Source organism: Rhodococcus sp. 15-725-2-2b, assembly GCF_002259075.1.
GTDB lineage: Bacteria > Actinomycetota > Actinomycetes > Mycobacteriales > Mycobacteriaceae > Rhodococcoides.
Genome location: NZ_NPFL01000022.1, coordinates 156,550 through 179,297 on the forward strand (window position 1 = coordinate 156,550; position 22,748 = coordinate 179,297).

Genomic DNA, 22,748 nt, shown 5'->3' on the forward strand with positions numbered 1-22,748 from the left:
ACTAAGTTGTAGACGCACTGCGTTCTTCAAGTAGTTCTTCTCCTGGCAGACTTCCAGGCTATGGACGGGCTCGACTTCGGAACGCCGAAAACCTACAAGAACCGCAGCGGGAATGACGTCACCGAGTGGCCGGACGGTCTCAAGCTCGTCCGGTTCGCCGACGGGAGAGTCAAGGTCGGACGCCTAGGAGCCGTTCTACGCGGCGGCAAGGACGGGGTCACCATTCAGGAATTCCGGGGCGGCAACAACCCCACTGCGCACGTCATCACCGCCTTCGACGACCCGACGTAGTCCGGTGCCGAGTAACACAGCGGTGAGTCGTCGTGGAAGCTACTTCGCCATCACGGCCGAGCATGGCAGGCTATGCCAATGGTCCGACAACAACTGACTTCCACCGAGGTCGTCACCAAGGCGCAGACCTTCCCACGGTTGCGCTACATGGGGTCCAAGTACCGACTGTTGCCGCACCTCGAGCGGACCTTCGCCGAACTGGGAGGCACGACAGCAGTTGACGCCTTCTCAGGTTCAGGGGTTGTGTCCTACCTGCTCAAGGCTCAGGGATTCCAGGTCACGAGCAACGACTTCCTCACCTTCCCCGGAGCGATCGCCCGTGCAACCGTCGCGAACTCCAGCGTCAAACTAGAAGCTGACCTGATCGACCAGATCTGCGGCCCGCCGGCCGATGACCGCGACTTCATCCAGACAAAGTTCGACGGCCTGTACTTCACTGCCGAGGACCGACAGTTCCTCGACTCCGCCTGGTCACACATTGACACACTCCGCGGATACCGCCGCGACCTGGCGATCTCAGCCCTCGTTCTCTCGGCCGCGCGCAAGCAACCGCGTGGCGTGTTCACCTTCACCGACTCCACCCGCTACGCAGATGGCCGACGGGATCTCCGGTTGTCGCTGCGCGAACACTTTCGTGAACGCGCCGCCGAGTACAACGCCACCGTGTTCAGCAACGGTGCCAAAAGCGATGTTGTCACCGGCGACGTCTTCGACATCGCCAACAACACCCCCGACCTTGTCTATCTCGACCCCCCGTACGCGCCACCGTCGGACGACAACGACTACATCAAGCGCTATCACTTCCTCGAAGGGCTCAGTGTGTACTGGCGGGGTACGACGATCATGGAAGAAACCAAGACCAAGAAGCTCGCTAAGCGGTTCACCCCGTTTGCCTACAAACGCACTATCGAAGACGCCTTGCTGCGTACATTCGAGCATTTCGAGTCGTCCGGTGCGATCGTGCTGTCGTACTCGTCCAATGCGATCCCTGACGCCGCGCGGATCGTGGACCTGCTGGGAAAGGTCAAACCAAATGTCGAGGTGGTCGCCATCGACCACAAATACAGCTTCGGAACTCACGTCGCCGCTACCCGGCGGGACGTGAGCGAGTACCTGTTCATCGGACGCGACTGAAATGAGCGAGGCAGTACCGTTCGATCAGTACGTCACCACTCTCGGACGACTGACCGGTCATGTCGACCCGACCGCAGCGTCTCCGGCAGCGGACGACATTCGAGACGCAGCCCGATCGCTGGCGCAATTAGAAGATCACGAACCAGCCGCACTAGCGGAGTGGATCACCGCCAATCCGAAATGGGTGCCGGTACTGGGACTGGTCGTCGGTCTGTCCCAGGAAAAGCTCAAGAACGTGATGCGAGACAAGTTCGACACCAGCGGCTGGGTCACGCTCGCCCGCGAACGACCCAGTGATGTCATCGACTGGCTCGACGTCGACTTCGACCTGATCCGTATGGTTGCCACGCAGCTCGATAGGAACTACGAGTTCGGCGATGTACTCGTTGCCCGGGCAGGGCCACGCGTGACTGCGACTCGGGCAGGGGAGTCCGGGCGCAAGGTCGAAGACGAAATCGAGGCCATCGCCAGCGATCTCGGACTGACGTATCAAACCCGCACACGATTCACTGGGCGTAACGGTCGTACTGCGCCCTGCGACCTTGTTGTTCCTGACACCGACAATGCCGCAATCGTCGTCGCCGCCAAAGGATTCGACTCCACGGGCAGCAAGCTCACCGATGCAGTCCGAGAAATCGAAGAGATGGCAGATGTGCGCCTTCCACGGCAGTTCGTCATCGCGGTGATTGACGGGATCGGGTGGAAGTCACGGAAAGCGGATCTTCGCCGTATCCATGCTTTGTGGGAAAGTCAGCAGATCGACGGCATGTATACCCTGGCCAGCCTGGACAAATTCCGGGAGGACCTGGAAGATGCGGCCAGGCTCCGGCACTTTATTTGACCATCCGCGCAGTCTTCCTCAAGACCCACCGATAGCAGTTAGAGGCCGAACTTCTTCATAGTGAGCTGGGCCAGATGCTCGGTCTTCAGGGCGTTCTTGAACAGCATTGTTGTGTACCCGCAGTACTCCTCTTCGCCGATGTCTCTCACCGTTTTGGAGTGTAGGAAGTGTCATCCGGCTTGCCTCGGGCCGAATTTCGCGGTCCCGGCGAGGATGAGGTGCGATCCATCGACGGACTCCCACATCTTGGGTGCAGTGGCGAAGTCGGTGTCGGTGTCGTCCGGCAGAATGAGTGATTGGCCGCTTCGGCACGCCATTTCGCCATCGTTCAGTTCAATGGGAGGCTCAGTTGTCCGACGAGGTTATCGTCAATCTTGGAGAGGCCACGCCTCGTCGCCTGCTTGTGGAGTGGGCGAATGGCCAAGACGCCTGGGTGCGGGAACTTACCGCGGAAACGATTCTGTCTCGGCAAGCTCCTACCGATGACCTCATCGACTCGGTCTACAAAACCTTCCTCGCAGAGAAGGGATTGCGCCCTGACTCTGAGACGCCGAGCGTCCCCACACTCGAAGTGGAGGAAGTCCAGGCGACTGAGGATGAAGCCCTTGAACTGTCGACGCTGAGCAACGTCCAGAATGTCAATGCCTTGGCCAGCGATCAGGAACTTCGGTTCGACCCGAGCCTCACAATTCTGTTCGGGCAAAATGGCTCTGGCAAGACGGGATATGCGCGCATCATCAAACGTCTCTCCGCCGTTCGGTCGCCCGAAGACATCCTTCCGAACGCCCATGCCGTGCGACTTGATCCTGCTCTGCCGCCGTCCGCTGACATCGCGTTCAAGGTCGGTGCCGAAGATCGCACGGCACACTGGAGTAACGAGGCCGGACTCACACCGTTCACACGTATCAGTGTCTTTGATTCAAATGCCGTATCACTCCATGTCGACAGCGATCTGGGCTACGTCTACACACCGGCAGAGTTAGCGCTGTTCGCGCACGTCGCGGCGGGGCTTCAAGTCGTGCAGCAGCGAATAGCGTCCGAGATCACCAGCTTGGCGAGTGGCTCTCACCCGCTGCTATCGAAATTCGCGAGGGGGACCGCGGTATACCCGTTGATCGAGACCCTCGGAGCGGCGACCGACTTGGGCGAACTCGAGGCTGCCTCGGTTGTAGACGGCGATGCTGAAGCCACCTATGAGCGGCTCACTAACGAAGTCAACGCCCTTCGCTCAAACACGCTTGACACCATGCTCACCAACTTGCAGCAGGCGGAGCGCGGGTTGCGGAGTCTGAGCGGCGTGGTGAGCGATATTAAGAACTTCGACGCCCCGCGCTACGAGCAGGCGAGGACGGCCGTGGCCGATTCAGAAAGGCGTCGGAGAGAAGCCCGCGAGCAGTTGTTCGCGGACAACGAGTTGCCAGGGCCGCCCGATGAACGCTGGCAGGAGTTCGTAGCAGCGGGTGATACCTATAGGCAGCACCTGGGACGTAATCAATACCCTGAGGAAGGCGATTCCTGTCTTTACTGCATGCAGGCTCTGTCGCCAACTGCGATTGCGTTACTGACGCGCTATCGGAGTTTCTTGGACGAAATGCTGGTGGAGCAACTCAAGACGGCTCAGACTTCTTTAACCGCCGCGAAGCTGACGCTGAACGAGTTGGAAATGGGCCGTGCTAAGGAATACGCCAACGATCAGGCATCGAAAGACGACGCCCCTGACTGGGCGAAAAAGGCTGTCAAGCTCCTTCTCGACGCCACTGCCACCGTTTCTGAATCCTCATCGGGGCGTGTGCTCTCGTGCTCTGATGTGGCGAAGGGCGCGACGGCCGTTGCGTCCGAGGTCGAGGCCACGTTGACCGCAACCGTCAACCGCGTTAAGCAACTCGCAGACGACAAGGACAACGCAGCGGCAGCGCTAGCAACCAAGCAGAAGGAAATGGCCGAGCTTGGTGCGCGCATCGAACTCAAGAAGAATCTGCCTACCGCAAGGGAGTACGTTCGCCGCGCGAAAAGGGCACAGCTGCTGGAGAAGTTGTCCAAGTCGATCTCCAGCGGAGCAGCGAAGCAGCTCACCAACCAGTCCAAGCTCGCCAGCGAGGACCTCGTCAACAAGAATTTCGAGACCCTCTTTACAGAGGAATGCGGCCGGCTCAATGCACCGGATGTGGCACTGCACTTCCAGGGCCGCAGTGGACAAGCGCAACGGAAGAAGGTCGTCGCGAACTACCGCCCCTCCTCTGTGTTGTCCGAGGGCGAACAGAAAGTCTTAGCATTGGCCGATTTCCTTGCCGAGAGCCGGATGCGCGGCATTAAGGCTCCACTGGTGTTCGACGACCCGGTGACTAGCCTCGACTACCGGAGGCTCGATGAGGTCGCATCACGTATTCAACATCTAGCCGAAACACATCAAGTAATCGTGCTGACCCACAACATCATGTTTGCCTCCGCGCTCATCTCCACTAGGCAGAACAAGAAGCTCCGCGTGAAAATCTACGAGGTGCGCGACGGCGGCGAGCGCAAGGGCATCCTCGCGCCTGACGTCGAACCGCAGCTCGACACGCCTAGGGACCTCTCGAAGCGGATAAACGTAAAGTTGCAGGCTATGCCCAAGGCTGAAGCGGTCGTACAGGATGCGCTCATCAAGGAGGCCTACGATCTGTTGCGTGCTTGGTGCGAAGCATTCGTTGAGCAAGACCTCCTCCAAAGCGTTACCCAGCGTTACCGACACAACATCATGATGACCAAGCTCTCGAAGATCGACGCGACGCGACTTGCCGCAGCTACCTCGGTTATCGAGCCGCTGTTCGCGCGCGCCTGTGACCGCATGACGGGGCACTCGCACGCAGCCGAAAAGATGAGCACAAAGCCCACGATCACAGAGTTCCAAGAGGATTGGGCGAAGGCGCAAGCAGCGCGGGACGCATATCTGGCGGAGTGATCGATCGCTGTCGGCATGACTTTGCATTCTGTTATCGGCACTGACAATCATTGCCGATAACGGATCTTATGTCAGGTCAAGTACTGCATGTTGCATCCGATGAATCATTCGGCCACCGCTGTCGTTCGTACTAAGCAAGCCATTCATCATCAAATGCCCATTAGGGCAATACGTTACGACTGGACCGCACGCCGGTGATTCCCAGTCGTCGCCCAGCCTTGTGCTCAACCTTAATTTTCCCTGTTCAACCGCGCTAGCAGACAACGCTATTGACACCAATGATTCATCTGATGAATCATTGATTCGTTGAACGAGACAAGCCGAGGGGTGTCGTGGGGGTAGACGATAGCGGGCGCGTGATCACGGTCGAGTCGGCGACACCGCTCCATCCTGAGGAGCAGACGGTCGAAGACATGCTCACGGGTTGGCGGAACCAACAGCTCTGCCGAAACCTCCAACTCGGCACTATCGAGCAACGTCGGCAGATGGTCGTGAGGTTCATCGACTACACCAACGAGTTCCCGTGGACCTGGACACCGGCGATGGTCGAAGAGTTCTTCGGAGATTTACGCTCGATCCGACGAGTCACGCAGTCGACGATCCGGAGCTATCAAACCTCGCTGAAACTGTTCTGTGCTTACATCAGCAACCCCGACTACGGATGGGACCGGCTCTGCGAGCAGCGCTTCGGAACACACCCCGCCCAGGTGTTCTTCGAATGGAACAGCGCAGCACATGTTCAGGACAACGAGTCGGCGCCGACCAAACGCGCCTTCACCAAGACCGAACTGCAAGAGTTGTTCGACCACGCCGATACCCAAGTCGAGACGATCGCCGGCATCGGCCGCAAGGGTTGGCTACCGGCGTACCGCGACGCGGTGATGCTCAAGATCGCCTACTCGTACGGGCTGCGCTTCAACGAGCTCCGGCATCTGCAGACCGTCGACTTCGCACGAAACCCCCATGCCCGAGAGTTCGGCCGCTTCGGTGTGGTGAATGTGCGCTACGGCAAGGCCAAACGAGGGTCACCACCCAAGCGGCGCAGCGTGCTGACCGTGTTCGACTGGACACCCGAGATCATCGAGGACTGGATGATCCACGGGCAGCCCTATCTCGATGCGGGACTGGACCTGTTTCCCTCCGAACGAGGTGCGCTGGTCGCCGAGTCGACCCTGATCCGCCGATTCCGGCGGTACTGCACCGAGCTCTCGCTGTCCCCTGGCCTGGACCTGCATTCACTGCGACGTTCGTACGCCACCCATCTGATCGAGGACGGATGGGATCCTTTGTTCGTGCAGCACCAGATGGGTCATGAACACGCCAGCACCACCTCGCTGTACACCTCCGTCTCGAGTGACTTCCGCACCACAACACTGCGGCGAGCGCTCGACGAGACAGTCGCAGAGGCGCTCGGACTCGACAGAGAGGGAGAGATCTCGTGAAACGCACCGTCGACTACACCTGGCGCCTACCCGAACTCATGGCCGCACACGGAATGCACAACAGCACCGACCTCATCCCACGACTGCTCGAGCGCGGAATCGACCTCTCCCGTCCGCAGGTGTACCGCCTGGTCACCCAACGCCCCGAACGCGTGTCACTGCAGATGATGGCTGCACTGTGCGATATCTTCGGCTGCGGCATGGAAGACCTGGTCACCGTCACTGCCGCCGACGAACGCAAGAAGAGAATCGCTTCCTCGTCGTCCGCGCCAAACGTTATCGAACTGAACAAGACCGTCCGGCCGCGACGTGCCCGGGTGATCCGCGATGACCATTGAGATCCGGCCCCGCAACACACTTCGGGGGCGACCGAGAACCGGCGGCGGATTCACCTGCGACCGATGCGGACGGGGCGCCGGCAAACCGCGTGTGCACTGGCCCGAAGGCAGCATCTGCGGGACCTGCTTCCACGCCGCCATGCGCACCTACGGCTTCTGCGGAGGCTGCGGGTTCGAACGGATGCTCCCCGGACTCATCGACGAGAAAACGGTGTGCGTCGACTGCGCCGGAATCACCACCGACTTCCACTGCACAAGCTGCGGCATCGAAGCCGAGCACTACCGCCGCGGTATCTGTGCGCGCTGCGCTCTCCGCAACGACCTCACCCCCATGTTGCTCGACAACCCAGCCGATCCCGCAGCCATGCAGACTTTGGTGACCATTTTCTGCGCTGTCGACCGACCTGAAAGCATTCACACGTGGAAGCGCTCGGCATCGGTGCAGGATCTGCTGCGCCGGTTGGCATCCGGCGAGATCCCGATGACTCATGAGGGCCTCGACGCGGTCGGCGACGACCGCCGCACCGCCCACCTGCGTAGTGTGCTCGAGCATCACCAACTATTGCCGCCCAGGGACCGTTACCTCGCTCTGTTCGAGGAGTGGATTGCCACCAAGATTGCTGCCGTCGGTCAACCTGCTGTCCGGAGTCCTGCGGAACAGTTCGCCACCTGGCATCACCTCAAACGGGTGCGCACGATCGCGGCCGAGGGAAAGAGCACCCGCGGCCCGGTCCACGCGTCCAAACAAGACATCACCGAAACCATCAGATTCCTGACCTGGCTACACGACACGCACAACCGCACCGCCGCAACATGCCGACAGCTCGATGTCGATGAATGGCTCGCCGCCGGCCCCACCACCCGCCATCTGATTCGAACATTCTTCGCCTGGGCCAAAGCCACTCGCATCAATCGGACCGTGACGATCGCCCACCGCTCCCCCGCGCCGACCGTCACCTTCACCCAGGAAGAACGCCTGCACTGGATCCGCGAACTACTCACCGGCACCAGTGAATCGCTCCCCTACCGCGTGGCCGGCATCCTGTTGCTTCTCTACGCCCAACCGATGGTGAAGATCGCTGCACTACGCACCGATCAGATCAGTGCTGGCACTGACGGGTTATGGATCGCGCTCGGCACCGAACCCGCACCGGTACCCGAGCACTTCGCGGCACTGTTGCGCCAGCACATCCCATCACGCGCAACGCGGCTCACCGGCGCAGACACCGGCTGGCTGTTCCCCAGCGTCCGCACCGGGCGTCACCTACACCCCAACACCCTCATGGACCGCCTCAGAGCCGTCGGCATCAACCTCCGTGGAGCCCGCGCCACATCGCTACGCACCCTCGTCACCCAGGTACCTCCTCCACTCGCGGCCGAGATGCTGGGATACAGCTACTCCGCCGCCCACCGCCACGCCGACCTGGCAGCGCAACCGTGGGCACGATACCCGGCACGGTGAAGCCGTGCGGACGAGCATCGATCGATGTCCGAACCGCGCTCGGCTATCGCCCGAACAGTTCGGCCACAACAACCGCCGGATATCCAGGTGCTCGCACAAACATCGTTGTCTCGTCAGAACTCGAGGTGACCGTGAAATCAAAGAACGGACAGCACCCAGTTCCGAACGGATCACGTCCGACAGTCGGCCGGCGAATGCGGCGTCAGGTGGGAATGCGAACTCGAGGCCGTCTTCCACATCCTTGCGATCGGTGGCGCAGGCGAGGATCGATGCCCACAACTCGATACGTTCGGGTTGGTCGTCCGACAGGAGCGTGCAAGCCAAGGGGGCCTTCATCTGGATTGCGGGAGTGAGCTGGAGTTGGGTGAGCACTGGTGGCCCGGAGCTCTGAATTAGTGAGGACATAGCCACGAAACTAGACCCAGTACACGGGTGGAGGGTCAAGCATTTGACCTTCTACCCGACTCGAAGGTTTATCCTCAGCGCATGTCCGCTCTGCGCATTTCACAGCTGTCGTCAGCAACCGGCGTTCCGGCGACCACGCTACGGTTCTACGAAAGCGAAGGTTTACTCCCAGCGGAGCGGTCGGCCAACGGGTACCGCGTCTACGACGACCGCGCACAGCAACGACTAGCGTTCATCACCGCCGCCAAGAGCCTCAATCTGTCGCTACCAAAGATCAAACTACTTCTACGGGTCTGGGAGAAGGACTCGTGCGCCGCGGTCAAGGCCGAACTCGCCCCTGCGATCGAGTCTCATATCGCGCAAGCGAACGAGTCGATCGCGCAGTTGACTGCCCTGCGAGACAGTTTGACCGACGCACTGTCCCGTCTCGGTGACACACCCGATGCCTCGACACCATGCAACCCGGACTGCACCTGGCTGATCTCGACGAACTCAGCAGTAGGCACCGCGTGAACGATTCGAGCGCCACCTCGGTGGTGGCATGGCTGGAAAAACACCAGATTCCGCTCTACCTGCTCGCGCTGCTGGTCGGTGCCGTCATCGGGTTGAGTGCACCGTCGTCGGCACACGCGTTCGAGACTGCCATCAACCCGGTGCTGATCGTGTTGCTCTACGCGACCTTTCTCGCAGTTCCGTTCTCCGCCATAGGCGCATCGCTGCGCGACGGATGCTTCCTTGTCGCCGTGGTGGTACTCAACTTCGTTCTCGTGCCGATCGTCGTGTTCGCGCTCACCCGGTTCGTCACCGGCAATCAGGCGGTCCTCGTTGGGGTGCTGCTGGTGCTGTTGGCGCCGTGCATCGACTACGTCATCGTCTTCAGCGGATTGGCCGGGGCCGCATCGGAACGACTCCTCGCGAGCGCGCCGCTGTTGATGCTGCTGCAGATCCTGTTTCTTCCGCTCTACCTCTGGTTGTTCGTCGGATCCGAGCTGGTGGAGATCATCGACATCGCACCCTTCGTCGAAGCGTTCGTGCTGCTGATCGTCGTTCCGTTGGCGCTGGCAGCGCTGACGCAAGCGCTCGCTCGCCGCCACCGAATCGGCACCCAGATAATGGATCTCATGGCTTCGGCGATGGTTCCAGTCATGATGGCCACCCTCTCCGTTGTTGTTGCCTCGCAGATCGACGCCGTCCGCACCGAAGTAGCCAAGCTGGTCGGGGCGGTGCCGATCTTCGCTGCGTTCCTCATCATCATGGCACTCGTCGGACTGGCGACCGCCCGAGCGACTCGTCAAGATGTTCCAGCCACGCGGGCGTTGATCTTTTCCGGTGCCACCCGAAATTCGTTGGTCGTACTCCCTCTCGCACTCGCTCTCCCACCGGCCCTGTCTCTCGCCGCGGTCGTCGTCGTTACGCAGACATTGGTGGAGCTGATCGGGATGGTTGCCTACGTCCGGCTCGTCCCCCGCCTCGCGCCGAACCACACGGGAAAAATGCTTCGTTCGCACACAGATGCAATCGACAACCCTAAAGATGCTGCGTAATAGCCCATCCCCCGCTGAGGTGGAGCTCGCGACCCGATCAGAACTGATTCGGAGCGCCATCCACCGTCAGGACTTCCTCACGGTGGATCATGGCACCTGCAGGTGTGTCACAACTTAGGACGGCAATACGCCCAGTTTTGATATGCAGGGTTACCAGTAACCCTTTATATATGCTGTGCGACAGCACGTTTCACTGATTCTGGATGAGTCGGGCGCTGGAGCTCGCCGCTCGCCGGTGCGACAGGGCCCGGAAGGTGAGGGCGGCCGCGCCGATCGCCGCTGGGGCAAGCAGATGCCATCCTGAGAGCACCAGAAGTAACGACATCACCAGTAACGACACCGCCGCACACCATCTTCCGTAACTGCGAGCCGGAAGAAGCTTCACCGCCGCAACGAGACCGAAGACGTAGACGGCGATCTGAGATGCGGCGCAGACCAGAACCAGATCCGTCGCTCTCCACCCCATGAACCAAGTAAGGACCAAAACTGCGGCCGAATACACAGTGACCACGGCGAGACTTCGGCGCGCGACGTCGCCACGGGCCGAGCCGGGTGCCAGCCACGCCGGCGCTGAGCCGTCCCTGCCCATCGCAGCACCGAGTTTGGACAAACTCGCCACGTACGCATTGGTGCCGCTCAACGTGATCACAATGGCCAGCGCCGCAGTGACTGCAACAGCAGCATTGCCCAGACGATATTGCACCAGCGCGGAGATCGGAGCGTCCGTCGACGAGGCGGATTGCCCAAGCACCAGCAACACCGCGACGGTGACCACACAAAACAGTACGGCGATGATCGCCAGTGCCGCTGCAGTCGCTCGGGTGATATCACGCTCAGGGTTTCTGAACTCGCCAGCGAGGTGGGTCACGGCCTCCCATCCGGTCAGCGACCACACCAGCAGCATGGCTGCAGGCACGATGGCCGACCACCCGAACGGTGCGAAAGTGTCGAACGGACGAGCACCGGGCGACGGTGAGGACAGCGCCACAGCGACCAGCAACCCGGCGATCAGGGCACCGGTCAGGACGAGCTGCACTCGCCCCGACATACGGACACCTCGCACGTTGGCCGCCACACACACAGCGAGCAGTACCCCGGCGATGAGAAACACCTCGTCTCGCCCACCACCGGTGACAGCTTGTGCGTATCCGGCACCGAACAACACCAGTGCGGGGATACCGATCGGAGCTCCGACGAAGAACAGCCACGCCGTCACCGTCGATGCCGCCGAACCCAATGCGTGCCGGACGTACGTCGAGATTCCGCCGGAATCGGGATAGCGCGCCCCTAAAGCGGCAAATGCTGACGCCAGTGGAATCGACAGTGCGACAAGCAACGCCAACGCTATGAGGGCCGCCGGACCGGCGACGGTGATCGCAGCCGCCGGCAACACCAGAATTCCGGTCCCGAGCACCGCCGCCACGTAGAGGGCGGTTCCTTCGGCCAAGTTCAATCCACTGTTCGCCATACGTCGAGTGTTGTGCCCATCAGAGCCCTGCCGTGAGTGGCAGAAAGGTCAGGTATCGATATGATCTGGCCATGCACGAGGTGGCCATTGTGGTGTTCGAGGGAATGAAGCTGTTCGAGATCGCAGTGGCGTGCGAGGTTTTCGGAGAATCACGGCCCGGCCTGATCGATCCGGCCTACGGCGTGAAAATTTGCGCGGTCAGCGGTGCCGAGACGGTGTTGCAGAATGGATTGATCGCACCGGGGCTGCACTCACTGGCAGACATGGCTACCGCCGAGACGGTCATCGTCCCGGCGCTGCCCAGTGTCGATGCAGTGATACCGCTGGACCTCATCGAGGCTGTGCGCGCCGCCGCAGCTCGCGGCGCTCGAATCGCGTCCATCTGTACGGGCGCGTTCGCCTTGGCGGAAGCAGGCCTGCTCGACGGCAGGACCGCAACGACCCATTGGATGTACGCCGACGCGCTCACTCGGCGATACCCGGCCGTGCATGTCAGCGCCGACATTCTCTATACCGTGGAGCAGGATCCGGTTACCGGTGCCCGGGTGTGTACCTCCGCGGGCACAGCGGCTGGTCTGGATTTGTGTCTGGAACTCGTCCGCAGAGATCACGGCTCGTTTGTGGCCACCGAGCTGGCCCGTCGGTTGGTCGTCCCCCCGCACCGCAAAGGCGGACAGGCGCAGTATGTCTCGCCGCCCAACCCGCACCGCCCCGACGGCGGCGGAATCGCGGAGGCCTTGGACTGGGCGCGTGAACATCTCGGCGATCCCCTTACGGTCGCAGACCTCGCCGCCCGCGCCCATCAGAGCCCGCGAACACTCAACCGCTACTTTGCAGCCGAGCTGGGGATGTCACCGATGCTGTGGTTGACCCAACAACGGGTCGTGCACGCACAGGGTCTGCTGGAGACCACCGGGTTACCGATTGCCCAGGTGGCGGTGGCGTGTGGATTTGGGACGCCGGACAACCTGCGCAAACACTTCACCCGGTATTTGTCAGTGTCGCCCAGCGCATACCGGGATACATTCGCGTCTGGGCCCGAGAGCGCCCCTGTCGGGGAAGTTGGGCCATGATGGGCCAATTAGTCCGTTGCTCCCGTTAGCTTCGAGCTCTACGACAGCGCGGCGGCGGCGGCCGGTCACCGCGTAGGCCAATTGCGACAGCAGCAGATGCGGGCCCGGTGGAAAGACCCCGAGCTGTCCGAGCATTGTCAGGTCATCACGCACGGCTCGGTGACCGATAACCCCGTTTTCGGTGATGTCGAGTACATGCAGTCGATGTGCCGACCGGTGGGCGGGAGTACCTGTGCGGCTGCACCGTCGTTGTACTGCACGAAAGGTCCAGTGTGGCGGCCCTGCATACGAAGTTCCAGCCACGCCGTATGTCCGGCATAGGCTTCGCCGACGATCTCGAAGTGCAGGTCGGTAAACGCTGATCGCATCCACATGCTCGATGCCAGTAGCCCGTCAGGTCCTGGTCGTGCGCAGGCGGCCGGGCCGGATATCGCTTCCCGATTCGCAAAAGTGGGTGCGGCGACGGCACGAGCAAGCTCGACGTCACCGGTCTCCAAGACTCGGAAAACTCCTCGGGCGAAGAACTGCTGATTCTCGGTCATCGCTCGACTTCCATCCGACCGGTGATCGTGGTTACGAACGGCGAGTCTGCGCGGACCGCTGAGGTAGTAAGCATCGGTGGTAGGCCCTACTCGGGCCAGCTGTTGGTCAGGATGATGTCGACGAAGTCTTCGCGCACGAAGGACGGGTCGTAGTGCGCCAGGACGTCGGCGTTGACGGTCCCGAAGGTGCTCTCTGGTCGTTGCTGCACGCCCTCGGTGAATGCGTGGAGAATGCGTCGTTTGAAGTCGGGGCGCGGGTGCGCCGCTGTCACGGCGTCGAGCGCCTCCCGGGGGAGATCGTTTCGACCGATGCCGAGGACGTCGGTCTCGACGCCTGCGGTGACCAGCGCTGTCTCGGGGTCCAGGAATTCGGGCACTCCCGGTGTGGTGTGCAGTGCGATGCCGAGCCACACCTTTCGGGCGGCGGCCTCGTCGGCACCGTGGTCGAGAAGGAAATCGCGGGCAGCGTTCGCGCTGTCCACCTCGAATCGCAGCGCCGATTCGCTTCGGTAAGGCTCCGTCAGGCCGAGGTCATGGAACATCGCGCCGACGTAGAGCAGTTCCAGATCGACGGTGAGGCCACGACGGCGACCCTGCAACGCGCCGAACAGGAACACACGCCGGGAGTGGTCGAAGAGGAGGTCGTCCTGACGGTCGCGGATGAAGTCGGTGGTGGCGCGGACGATCGGCGAGTCCGGTATATCGATCCCCGCGATGGTGGTCGTGCGTGAGGTTGTCATTGATGGAACTCCCTGCAGTTGTTGGTGGTTCGTTATCCCAGTGTGTGAGCTGTTGGGTCGACCGTGCCGTGGCTGTTCTGCCATAGTTCCCTCGGATTGAGACATACTCGGCTCATGAGCGAAGTAGGCGTGGACCGTGATGTCGTCGTCGTGGTGTTCGATGGGGTCAAGCTGCTGGATGTGGTCGGCCCGAGCGAGGTCTTCGCCGAGGCGAACCGGTTCGGCGCGAGGTACCGCCTTCGGTTCGCCTCGTTGGGCGGGGTCGAAGTGACGACTTCGCTGGGAACCCCGTTCGCCGTCACCGACGCGCTGGGGTCGATCGACGACGTCGACACAGTCATCGTCGCCGGCGGTGACGATCTGGTGGGACGCCCGATCGATCCACACTTGGTCACCGCGGTCGGTGATCTGGCCCGGCGCACCGGACGACTCGCCTCGATCTGCACCGGCGCATTCATCCTTGCCTCCGCCGGCCTGCTGTCGGGGCGCCGCGCCACCACTCACTGGCGCCATACACGACTTCTGGGTGCCGCGTTTCCGGACGTGCAGGTCGAACCGGACGCGATTTTTGTGCGCGACGGTGATGTGTACACCTCTGCTGGGGTGTCGGCGGGTATCGATCTCGCACTGGCGATGGTGGAATCCGATTATGGCAGCGCAGTGGTGCGAGACGCGGCGCGATCGCTGGTGGTGTACGTGAAGAGGGCCGGCGGGCAGTCGCAGTTCTCGGTCCTCGTCGACGCCGATCCGCCGCCGCGTTCTCCGCTCAGGCTCGTGGCCAATGCCATTGCCGCCGAGCCCGCTGGGAATCACAGCGTACGAGCGATGGCTGCTTATGCATCGTTGAGCACGCGTCAGCTCACCAGGTTGTTCCAGACCGAGATGCGCACCACTCCAGCGCGTTACGTAGAAATGGTGCGTGTGGACACTGCACGTGCGGCCCTCGATGCGGGCTACAGCGTTGCCGATAGCGCCCGCCGCGCCGGATTCGGCAGCGCCGAGACCTTTCGTCGCGTGTTCATCAACCACCTCGGCGTCACACCCAAGGCCTACCGGGAACGGTTCCGCACGACGTCGATCTGACGCGACGCCCGTGACACACCACCTCACATGGGCATTGCGTCTCAGCAGTGCGTGTCCCGATCTGAGGTTTATCCGTCACATCCGCCTCTGACGCTGGCTCACCGCGGACGCAGAGACTGGCGACAGTCCAATTGCGATCCGAAAGGGGGTCCAACGTCATGCCCACCGGGCACCGCGACAACCACCCGGCCGCCCTGTTGCCGGGGCACACACGCCAAGTCGAACAGCTGCGCCATGCAGCTATCCGCGTGACACGACAACGTATTTCGGCGCTCGATGCGCTCGAGCGGCACCCACACTCCGACGCCACCATGGTCAAGGCGCTGATCAGTGAACGGATCGGCTCGATCTCCACCCAAGCGGTGTACGACGTGCTCGCAGCACTGGAGTACGCCGGGCTCGTCCGCAAGATCGAACCGGCAGGAATGTCGGCTCTTTTCGAGCTGAATCGATCGGACAACCACCACCACGTGATGTGCCGAACCTGCAAAAAGCTGGCCGACGTCGCCTGCGCCGGCCGCCGGGCTCCGTGTCTGACCACCGTCGACATCGACGGCTTCACCGTCGACGAGGCCGAAGTCACCTACTGGGGGACGTGCACCACGTGCATCCGAAACAACACCGTCGACATGCGAAGATCCATCGCCACCGAGGAGTACCAATGACATTCCAGGACAACACCAAACCTCTGACCACCGCGGCGGGTGCGCCCGTGGCCGACAATCAGAACAGCCTCAGCGCTGGGAAGCGTGGTCCGCTATTACTGCAGGATCTCTGGCTCATCGAAAAGATGGCCCATTTCGACCGCGAGGTGATCCCTGAACGCCGAATGCACGCCAAAGGCGCAGGCGCATTCGGCACACTGCGCGTGACCCACGACATCAGCGCATACACCACAGCGGCACTGTTCTCGGCAGTTGGCAACACCTGCGATATGTTCGCCCGGTTCTCGACCGTGGCCGGCGAACGCGGTGCCGCCGACGCCGAACGAGACATCCGCGGCTTCGCGTTGCGGTTCTACACCACCGACGGTAACTGGGACGTCTCGGGAACAACACTCCGGTGTTCTTCCACCGCGACCCGCTCAAATTTCCCGACCTCAACCGTGCCGTGAAACGCGACCCGCGCACGAATCTCCGGAACCCGGAGAACAACTGGGGGTCTGGACGAACCTGCCCGAATCGCTGCACCAGGTGACCATCACCATGAGCGACCGCGGCATCCCGAAGTCCTACCGACACATGCACGGATTCGGATCCCACACCTACAGCTTCATCAACGCCGCCGGGCAACGATCGTGGGTGAAATTCCACTTCCGTACCCAACAGGGAATCGAGAACCTCACCGACCAGCAAGCGCGGGCCCTGATAGGCGAGGATCGCGAATCGCACGGCCGCGACCTATACGAAGCCATCGAACGCGGCGACTTCCCACGATGGAAGCTCTACATCCAGGTCATGCCGGAGTCGGACGCCGACACCTACCGCTTCCACCCTTAGACCTCACCAAGGTCTGGAGCCAGCAGGACTACCCGCTCATCGAGGTCGGCGAGTTCGAACTCGACCGTAACCCCGAGAACTACTTCGCGGACGTCGAACAAGCTGCGTTCACACCTGCCAATCTGGTGCCGGGGATCTCGTACAGCCCCGACAAGATGCTGCAAGGGACGCCTGTTCGCCTATGGGGACGCAGCACGGTACCGAGTCGGCGTCAACCACCACCAAATCCCGGTCAACTACCCGCGAGCAGCCACACTCGTCAACACCTACCACCGCGACGGTGCAATGCGCGTCGACGGCAACCACGGCGGCGTACCCAGGATCGAGCCCAACAACTTCGGACGCTGGACCGAACAACGCGCCTATGCCGAACCGCCCCAGACGACCGGGAATACTGCAGAGCACTACGACTTTCGTGAAGACGACGACAACTACTTCGAGCAACCCGGCGACCTGTTCCGCCTGATGGACGCTGCTGAACAGCAACGGCTCTTCGACAACACCGCACGCGCCAGCACCGTCGAACAACACATCGCAAACTGCGCCGCAGCCGACCCCGCATACGGCGAAGGAGTCCGAAACGCCTGCCTGGCTCACGGCGCGCTGTAAGACGCTCGCGGGGAACTCAGACAGAGTCCAACTAGGCCCTCGACTGACTTGGGGCACCGAACGTCTCCGAGCCAGGCAATACGCCCAGTCTTGATATGCAGGGTTACCAGTAAACTCTGCATATACTGTGCCGCAGTGTCTTTCACTTGCGATCGCAGTTTAGCTGTCACCACGCAACTACGCCCCGGTTGACGCGTACTCGAAAACCAGCCGTCGAACGAATCACGGCGCAGCGCTAGCTGGAGTCGGGGCATGGGCTGGTCAGACGATCGAACTGCTCGATCTACGGGGCAAGGAACGGCAATGGGTATCGGGGCGCTCCCGTCCCTCGCCACCGGCGACTATCCCCGCGGCAGAACTCAGCAGTGGGCGCGGGCGATCTACGAAGATCAACCGGTCGCCGGGAGGGCTGCCCGAGGGGGTCTACTACGCCGCCGCCCACACCAGCGGGCTTGCCGCGTCGTTGTGGAATACCGACAACGGAGTCGAGGTCCTGGCTGACTCCGGGCAGGTGCTGGATTTTGCATTGACCGACCGGCAGGTTTGGGGGCGGTTCGTGTCGGCCGCCGATAGTCTCGAACTCCGCTACGAGCGGGTGCCGGGATGCCTGAACGGCACCTGAGTCGTTTTGGCCGTGAGTTGTCCACCTACTGGAAGCGTGGACAGCTTCCTCCACCGTAACGCGCGAAGATCCCGAGCTGGTGTGTCGTTCACTGGCTGCACCCTAGGGCCTCCAGCGGAGAACTGGGCACCGGTCCACGACGGCATGGATAAGGTTGCTACGCAACGATAGTCCAGAAATGTGAGCGAAGCGCGTGCCGGTTCACCGATTGCCGGCGGTCTTACGTGAAGCGCCCCAATCGGCTGGGCGTTTTCTTCCTGCGTTAGGTCCGATGAGGCGCAGCCTGCAAGCTTTCTGGGCGCGCCAAACCGTTGGGCGAGTTGCAGCAGCGCCATCGAGACCCGGCCTGGACGTCGATGGAAGCTGAGTCAGCGACGTCGGTGTCAAGCCGTCGCAGCCGACGGGCGCAGATCGACAATGACCACGTTGGGGCATACGCAGCAGCTCTTCCGAACTGGTCTGTAGAGCAGAACCGCGAGGATGGACCGGGGTCTTTACATAGCAAATCCACTGCTCCTGCGGTATGCGAACCGAACACGGGGCAGGTACCTCGGTGCCTGTCATCGGCTTGGATCTCACTGAACCAATCTCGCCAACGCCAATCGTACTCTCGTACGGGTTAAACGTTCGTGTCCTTCATTTCGATGCAGGAAGTAAGGGCGTATGCAGGCAGTTTGCTAGATCCTTCCTGGCTCTTGCTATTCGTACGCGCGGACGATAAATTCCATGTGTTGCATGAATCACACGAGGGCCTACATGTAACGCAACACACTGGCTGTCTACGTCGAAGGATCTCCATATGCTGCACATGAGTCGAATTCGAGTGTCGAGCGCGCTAATTGCCGCCGCCTCTGCTGTATCGGTACTGATTGCCGGTTGTTCGGCGCCCTCAGACAGTTCCGCACAGGACGTGCCTTCGCGATCACTGGAACAAGTGCAAACCTTGGTCGATCAGTCGTACGACGGTACTGACCGGCCACTTCCCGCCGACGGTCCGGCCATCCTGGCAGATCAGAACCTGTGGATCGTCTCGTGCAGTCAAGGAGCACCGGGGTGCGCGACGCCGACCTTGTCTATGAAGGAGGCAGCCGAGAAGGTCGGCTGGCAGGTGACGGTGGCCGATGGGAAGCTCGACTTCTCGACCTACAGCACCCTGATTCGGCAGGCCGTCGCAGCTCGTGCAAACGCGATTGCCTTGGTAGCGATCGACTGTTCCTCTGTGCAGCAGCCGTTGGCCGAAGCCAAAGCGGCAGGCGTCAAGATCTACGGTCTGTTGAGTTTCGACTGCGATGATCCCGATGTCGGGGGCGAGAAGACTTTCGATGCATCTCTCGGGCTCGGCGGAGCGGACACACCACTGTCAACCTATCTCGAACTATTGGGTGAAACCGCAGCGAACCACATCATCGCTTCGACCGACGGACAGGCGAGGGTCGTCGAGATCTATGAAGACGATGTCTTGTTCGACAAGTATGTCGGTGCTGGATTTGAGAGGGCGCTCGCCGCATGCAGCGAGTGCACATATGAGCGCGTCACTATCGTCGCTGCCGACTACTCGAACGGCAATGTTCAGTCTAAGGCTGCTGCCGGAATCTCACGACAGCCGGACGCCAACGCCGTTTTCTCTCCCGTCGATGCGCTCGTGACACTCGGCGTAGGACAGGCAGCGCTGGCCGCAGGTCCCGACACGATCTTGGCCAGCGTCGGCGGACTGGAACCGAACGTGTCTCAGATCGCGGCCGGTGGGCCTCAAACCTTCGCTGCGGGTCTACCGTTCACTCGCCTCGGTTATGCCGCGGTCGACGATCTCAATCGCGTTCTTCAAGGCAGCCCCCAGATCGATCAGGGAATCGGCACACAGGCCCTCGACGCTGATCGCAATTTGCCCACTCGTCCTGCTTACTACGACGGCAATGTCGCAGCCGACGGAACGCCGATGGTGGACTACCGCACTACGTACGCGACACTGTGGAACGTCGCGTAATGAGCGTTGATGCAGGTTTCGCACATCACGCCGCCCACAGCGCCGAACTTGGTCTGACAATCGGGCCTGTCAGCAAAACATATGCAGGAACCCCAGTTTTGAAGGAGGCCGAATTCGATATTCGTTTCGGCGAAGTGCACGCGCTGCTAGGGGGTAACGGATCGGGGAAGTCAACGACCATCAAGATTCTCGCCGGCGTCGAACCTGCCGATCCAGGCGGGCGCATCTCGATCGGTGGCCAGACGCTCTCGTTTGACGGTTGGAAGCCTGCCGACGCCCAAGCTCGCCGCTTCCGTTTCATTCATCAGGATCTAGGACTTATCCCCGACCTCACCGTGGCGGAGAATCTGTTCCTCAGTGAAGGTCTCAATGCCCGCCGACGGATATGGATCTCGTGGAAATCCCTTAACGCCCGTGCACAACAGGTCCTCGACCGTTTTGCTCTACCCATTCGTCCTACTACGCCGGTCAGCGAACTAAGTCTGATCGAGCGCACGCTCGTAGCGACGGCACGCGCGCTGCAAGATGTGACCGACGACGATCGGGCCGTGCTGGTCCTCGACGAACCCACAGCAGCGCTTCCGCCCGTTGAGGCCGACGATGTGTTGTCAGCCATTCGAGGACACGCCGACCACGGACACGCTGTCATCATTGTCACGCATCGACTTGGGGAAGTCGTCGACGTCGCAGATCGGCTGACGGTTCTGCGACAGGGGCGTGTGGTCGCTAGCCGAGGGCTGGCGCAGAGCTCTGAATCCGACCTGGGAGCTCTCATCACAGGAGTACCCGCTGCAGAGGCCTCGTCCACGATCGTTGCTGAGTTCTCCCCTACCGAACGCCCCCGACTCGAGATCCGCACAGTCTCCGCACTCGGACTCGACTCGGTGAGTTTGACCGTGGAGGGTGGCGAGGTCGTCGGTATTGCGGAAGCAGGAGGCAAAGCCGGTACCGCACTGAACGAACTGTTGTTCGGGCTTCGTAGACGTGACAACGGAACAATCGTGCTGGACGGTACCGAAGTCGACGCGTCGAGCCCCTCCGGGGCGATGAAGTTGGGCATCGCCTACGTTCCCGGACAACGAATCCGCGATGCCCTGTTTTCCGGAATGTCGGTGGGCGAAAACCTGACCATGGCCTCTCTCGGCACGCACAGCCGGCTGGGCGTGGTGCGCGGTGCAGCCGAGGAACGAGCGATCGATAAGGCCATGACGAACTACTCGGTCAAACCGGAGCGAGCGGCGGGACTCGATATAATCCGCCTCTCCGGGGGAAACCAACAAAAAGTGTCTGTCGCACGGTGGGTCACCCGCAAACCGCGTCTTCTACTACTCGAAGAACCCACCCAGGGCGTCGATGTCGGGGCCCGCGCAGAGATTTGGGCGAAGATCGGCGAGGCAACGGCAGAGGGCACGTCCGCTCTCGTCACCAGCGCAGACTTCAACGAACTAGCCACCTACTGCAACAGGGTTGCCATCTTCTCCCGCGGGCGGATCCAGCGATTCCTCAGTGGCGCTGATCTGACCGTATCCACTCTCGCGCAAGCGATTCACGATGTCTGACGCCAGTTCCGAAAGGTCGAACATGTCCACCACTCGCGCCGAGGCTCCAGCGCCCACCGACCCAGAACCCGGACTTCGTACTCACCCCCGCGACCTTCGGTCACAAGTAATCGGTGCCGTCGAACGATTTGCTGTGCCCGCGCTGCTCTTGGTGTTGGTGGCCGTGTTCAGCTTGCAACCGGCCACCGCGGAGAGGTTCCCCACCCAAGCCAACATCCAGAATCTGCTTGCCGGACAGGCAGTGCTCGGGATCGCTGCGCTGGCTGTTCTGATACCCATTATCGCCGGTCAATACGACCTGTCGGTGGGAGCAATACTGGGTGCCTCGTCCCTACTGTCTGCGGGCCTCATGGCCAGAGAAGGGCTACCACCACCGATCGCGATCGGAATTGCCATCGCAGCGGGAGTTCTCATCGGTGCGATCAACGGAATCATCGTGGCGCATCTCGAAGTGAACTCTTTGATCGTCACCACCGGATCGGCAACGGTGATCGCAGGTTTCGTGTTGTGGTACAGCGACTCTCAGACCATCGTCGGGATTCCTAAATCCATCACCGACGCAATCGTGGGTGAATGGCTACACGTCCCGAAACTCGTATACGCACTCGCTGCAACAGCATTGCTGGTCTATGTAGTGCTTCAGCACACTCCCTACGGACGGTACCTTCACGCGATCGGCTCCAACGCGCGAGCATCACGGCTGGTCGGTCTGGGCGTTCCCCGGCTCACAGTGAGCGCTCTGATGTTCTCCGGTGGGCTGGCAGCATGCGCCGGAGTAGCCCAGCTCGGACTCCAAGGGTCGGCAAGCCCACAACTCGGTCCAGGGTTCACCCTGCCCGCATTGTCGGCAGTATTTCTTGGAAGCACCGCGATAAAACCGGGCAAGTTCAATGTGCTCGGCACCCTGTTCGCGGTGTACCTGGTCGCAGTCATCGTCAACGGTCTGACCCTGGCCGGCGCGTCCGACTGGGTCCAACCCACTTTCAACGGGCTAGCATTACTGGGCGCTGTCGTGCTCGCAGCACTCGTGGCCCGCTCACGCCGGCGCGGCCCGACCACGTCCAGAGTGCTCACCGGACTACGACTGAAGAGGCGCACCCGAGCAAACTAGCAACTGTCGAGCCCCTTCCCTACAGGCGATGCTGCACGATCGTGGGGCATCGTCTGTTTGGGT

The 22,748-nt window shown here is 61.5% G+C and carries 20 protein-coding genes and 2 pseudogenes; 18 read left to right on the forward strand and 4 right to left on the reverse strand.

Annotated elements, in window-relative coordinates; all coding sequences use genetic code 11:
- Window positions 1–60: 60 nt before the first annotated feature.
- From CH306_RS26535 to CH306_RS26545, 3 genes are all read left to right on the forward strand, one after another.
- Window positions 61–291 (forward strand): hypothetical protein, encoded by a 231-nt coding sequence (locus tag CH306_RS26535; RefSeq protein WP_094648320.1) that lies wholly within the window; start codon window positions 61–63, stop codon window positions 289–291.
- Window positions 292–369: 78 nt separating this feature from the next.
- Entirely contained in the window at window positions 370–1,425 is a 1,056-nt protein-coding gene (locus CH306_RS26540) for a DNA adenine methylase (protein WP_306437709.1), read from the forward strand.
- Window position 1,426: 1 nt separating this feature from the next.
- A complete protein-coding gene (locus tag CH306_RS26545) occupies window positions 1,427–2,266 on the forward strand; it encodes a hypothetical protein (protein WP_094648321.1) in 840 nt (279 codons plus the stop codon).
- 170 nt (window positions 2,267–2,436) lie between these two features.
- Here CH306_RS26545 and CH306_RS29275 read toward each other — a convergent pair whose 3' ends face one another.
- Window positions 2,437–2,583 carry a hypothetical protein gene (locus CH306_RS29275; RefSeq protein ID WP_179272951.1) on the reverse strand — a complete coding sequence of 49 codons (147 nt, stop codon included), beginning with the start codon at window positions 2,581–2,583 and terminating at the stop codon, window positions 2,437–2,439.
- Window positions 2,584–2,615: 32 nt separating this feature from the next.
- Between CH306_RS29275 and CH306_RS26550 the strand changes: the two genes are divergently transcribed.
- The 6 genes from CH306_RS26550 (at window position 2,616) to CH306_RS26575 (ending at window position 10,395) form a co-directional block, all read left to right on the forward strand.
- Window positions 2,616–5,204, forward strand: coding sequence for an AAA family ATPase (locus CH306_RS26550; protein ID WP_094648322.1), 2,589 nt, complete (start codon window positions 2,616–2,618; stop codon window positions 5,202–5,204).
- 332 nt (window positions 5,205–5,536) lie between these two features.
- Window positions 5,537–6,646 carry a tyrosine-type recombinase/integrase gene (locus CH306_RS26555; protein WP_179272950.1) on the forward strand — a complete coding sequence of 370 codons (1,110 nt, stop codon included), beginning with the start codon at window positions 5,537–5,539 and terminating at the stop codon, window positions 6,644–6,646.
- A complete protein-coding gene (locus tag CH306_RS26560) occupies window positions 6,643–6,984 on the forward strand; it encodes a helix-turn-helix domain-containing protein (RefSeq protein WP_094648323.1) in 342 nt (113 codons plus the stop codon). Before CH306_RS26555 ends, CH306_RS26560 begins: the two co-directional genes overlap by 4 nt.
- On the forward strand, window positions 6,974–8,446 hold the full coding sequence (locus tag CH306_RS26565) for a recombinase XerD (protein ID WP_179272949.1): 1,473 nt from the start codon (window positions 6,974–6,976) through the stop codon (window positions 8,444–8,446). Before CH306_RS26560 ends, CH306_RS26565 begins: the two co-directional genes overlap by 11 nt.
- Before the next feature lie 486 nt (window positions 8,447–8,932).
- Window positions 8,933–9,364: a MerR family transcriptional regulator gene (locus tag CH306_RS26570; RefSeq protein ID WP_094648325.1), complete on the forward strand. Its 432-nt coding sequence runs from the start codon at window positions 8,933–8,935 to the stop codon at window positions 9,362–9,364.
- A gap of 20 nt (window positions 9,365–9,384) precedes the next feature.
- Window positions 9,385–10,395 (forward strand): arsenic resistance protein, encoded by a 1,011-nt coding sequence (locus CH306_RS26575; protein ID WP_094648384.1) that lies wholly within the window; start codon window positions 9,385–9,387, stop codon window positions 10,393–10,395.
- A gap of 190 nt (window positions 10,396–10,585) precedes the next feature.
- Here CH306_RS26575 and CH306_RS26580 read toward each other — a convergent pair whose 3' ends face one another.
- Window positions 10,586–11,863 (reverse strand): APC family permease, encoded by a 1,278-nt coding sequence (locus CH306_RS26580; protein WP_094648326.1) that lies wholly within the window; start codon window positions 11,861–11,863, stop codon window positions 10,586–10,588.
- A gap of 71 nt (window positions 11,864–11,934) precedes the next feature.
- On the opposite strand from CH306_RS26580, the gene CH306_RS26585 reads away from it, so the two are divergent.
- Window positions 11,935–12,936 (forward strand): GlxA family transcriptional regulator, encoded by a 1,002-nt coding sequence (locus CH306_RS26585; RefSeq protein WP_094648327.1) that lies wholly within the window; start codon window positions 11,935–11,937, stop codon window positions 12,934–12,936.
- A gap of 137 nt (window positions 12,937–13,073) precedes the next feature.
- Here the strand turns inward: CH306_RS26585 and CH306_RS26590 are convergent, their stop codons facing one another.
- Both CH306_RS26590 and CH306_RS26595 read right to left on the reverse strand, forming a co-directional pair.
- Window positions 13,074–13,478: an ester cyclase gene (locus tag CH306_RS26590; protein ID WP_218829694.1), complete on the reverse strand. Its 405-nt coding sequence runs from the start codon at window positions 13,476–13,478 to the stop codon at window positions 13,074–13,076.
- 86 nt (window positions 13,479–13,564) lie between these two features.
- Window positions 13,565–14,218, reverse strand: a complete 654-nt coding sequence (locus tag CH306_RS26595) for an HD domain-containing protein (RefSeq protein WP_094648328.1) — start codon at window positions 14,216–14,218, stop codon at window positions 13,565–13,567.
- 114 nt (window positions 14,219–14,332) lie between these two features.
- Here CH306_RS26595 and CH306_RS26600 point away from each other — a divergent pair, with 114 nt between their 5' ends.
- From CH306_RS26600 to CH306_RS26625, 8 genes and pseudogenes are all read left to right on the forward strand, one after another.
- Window positions 14,333–15,301, forward strand: a complete 969-nt coding sequence (locus CH306_RS26600) for a GlxA family transcriptional regulator (protein ID WP_094648329.1) — start codon at window positions 14,333–14,335, stop codon at window positions 15,299–15,301.
- Window positions 15,302–15,459: 158 nt separating this feature from the next.
- Window positions 15,460–15,966 carry a Fur family transcriptional regulator gene (locus CH306_RS26605; RefSeq protein ID WP_094648330.1) on the forward strand — a complete coding sequence of 169 codons (507 nt, stop codon included), beginning with the start codon at window positions 15,460–15,462 and terminating at the stop codon, window positions 15,964–15,966.
- Window positions 15,963–16,871, forward strand: a pseudogene (locus tag CH306_RS29920) (catalase); the annotation flags it as partial. The gene CH306_RS26605 and the pseudogene CH306_RS29920, both read left to right, overlap by 4 nt.
- Window positions 16,872–16,971: 100 nt before the next feature.
- Window positions 16,972–17,082, forward strand: a pseudogene (locus tag CH306_RS29925) (catalase); the annotation flags it as partial.
- Between the two features lie 3 nt (window positions 17,083–17,085).
- On the forward strand, window positions 17,086–17,409 hold the full coding sequence (locus CH306_RS29930; RefSeq protein WP_373453999.1) for a catalase-related domain-containing protein: 324 nt from the start codon (window positions 17,086–17,088) through the stop codon (window positions 17,407–17,409).
- A 1,556-nt stretch (window positions 17,410–18,965) separates the two neighbouring features.
- On the forward strand, window positions 18,966–20,015 hold the full coding sequence (locus tag CH306_RS26615; protein ID WP_179281805.1) for a sugar ABC transporter substrate-binding protein: 1,050 nt from the start codon (window positions 18,966–18,968) through the stop codon (window positions 20,013–20,015).
- 98 nt (window positions 20,016–20,113) lie between these two features.
- Entirely contained in the window at window positions 20,114–21,574 is a 1,461-nt protein-coding gene (locus CH306_RS26620; RefSeq protein WP_179272948.1) for a sugar ABC transporter ATP-binding protein, read from the forward strand.
- Window positions 21,575–21,596: 22 nt separating this feature from the next.
- On the forward strand, window positions 21,597–22,685 hold the full coding sequence (locus CH306_RS26625) for an ABC transporter permease (protein WP_179272947.1): 1,089 nt from the start codon (window positions 21,597–21,599) through the stop codon (window positions 22,683–22,685).
- Window positions 22,686–22,748 lie beyond the last annotated feature (63 nt).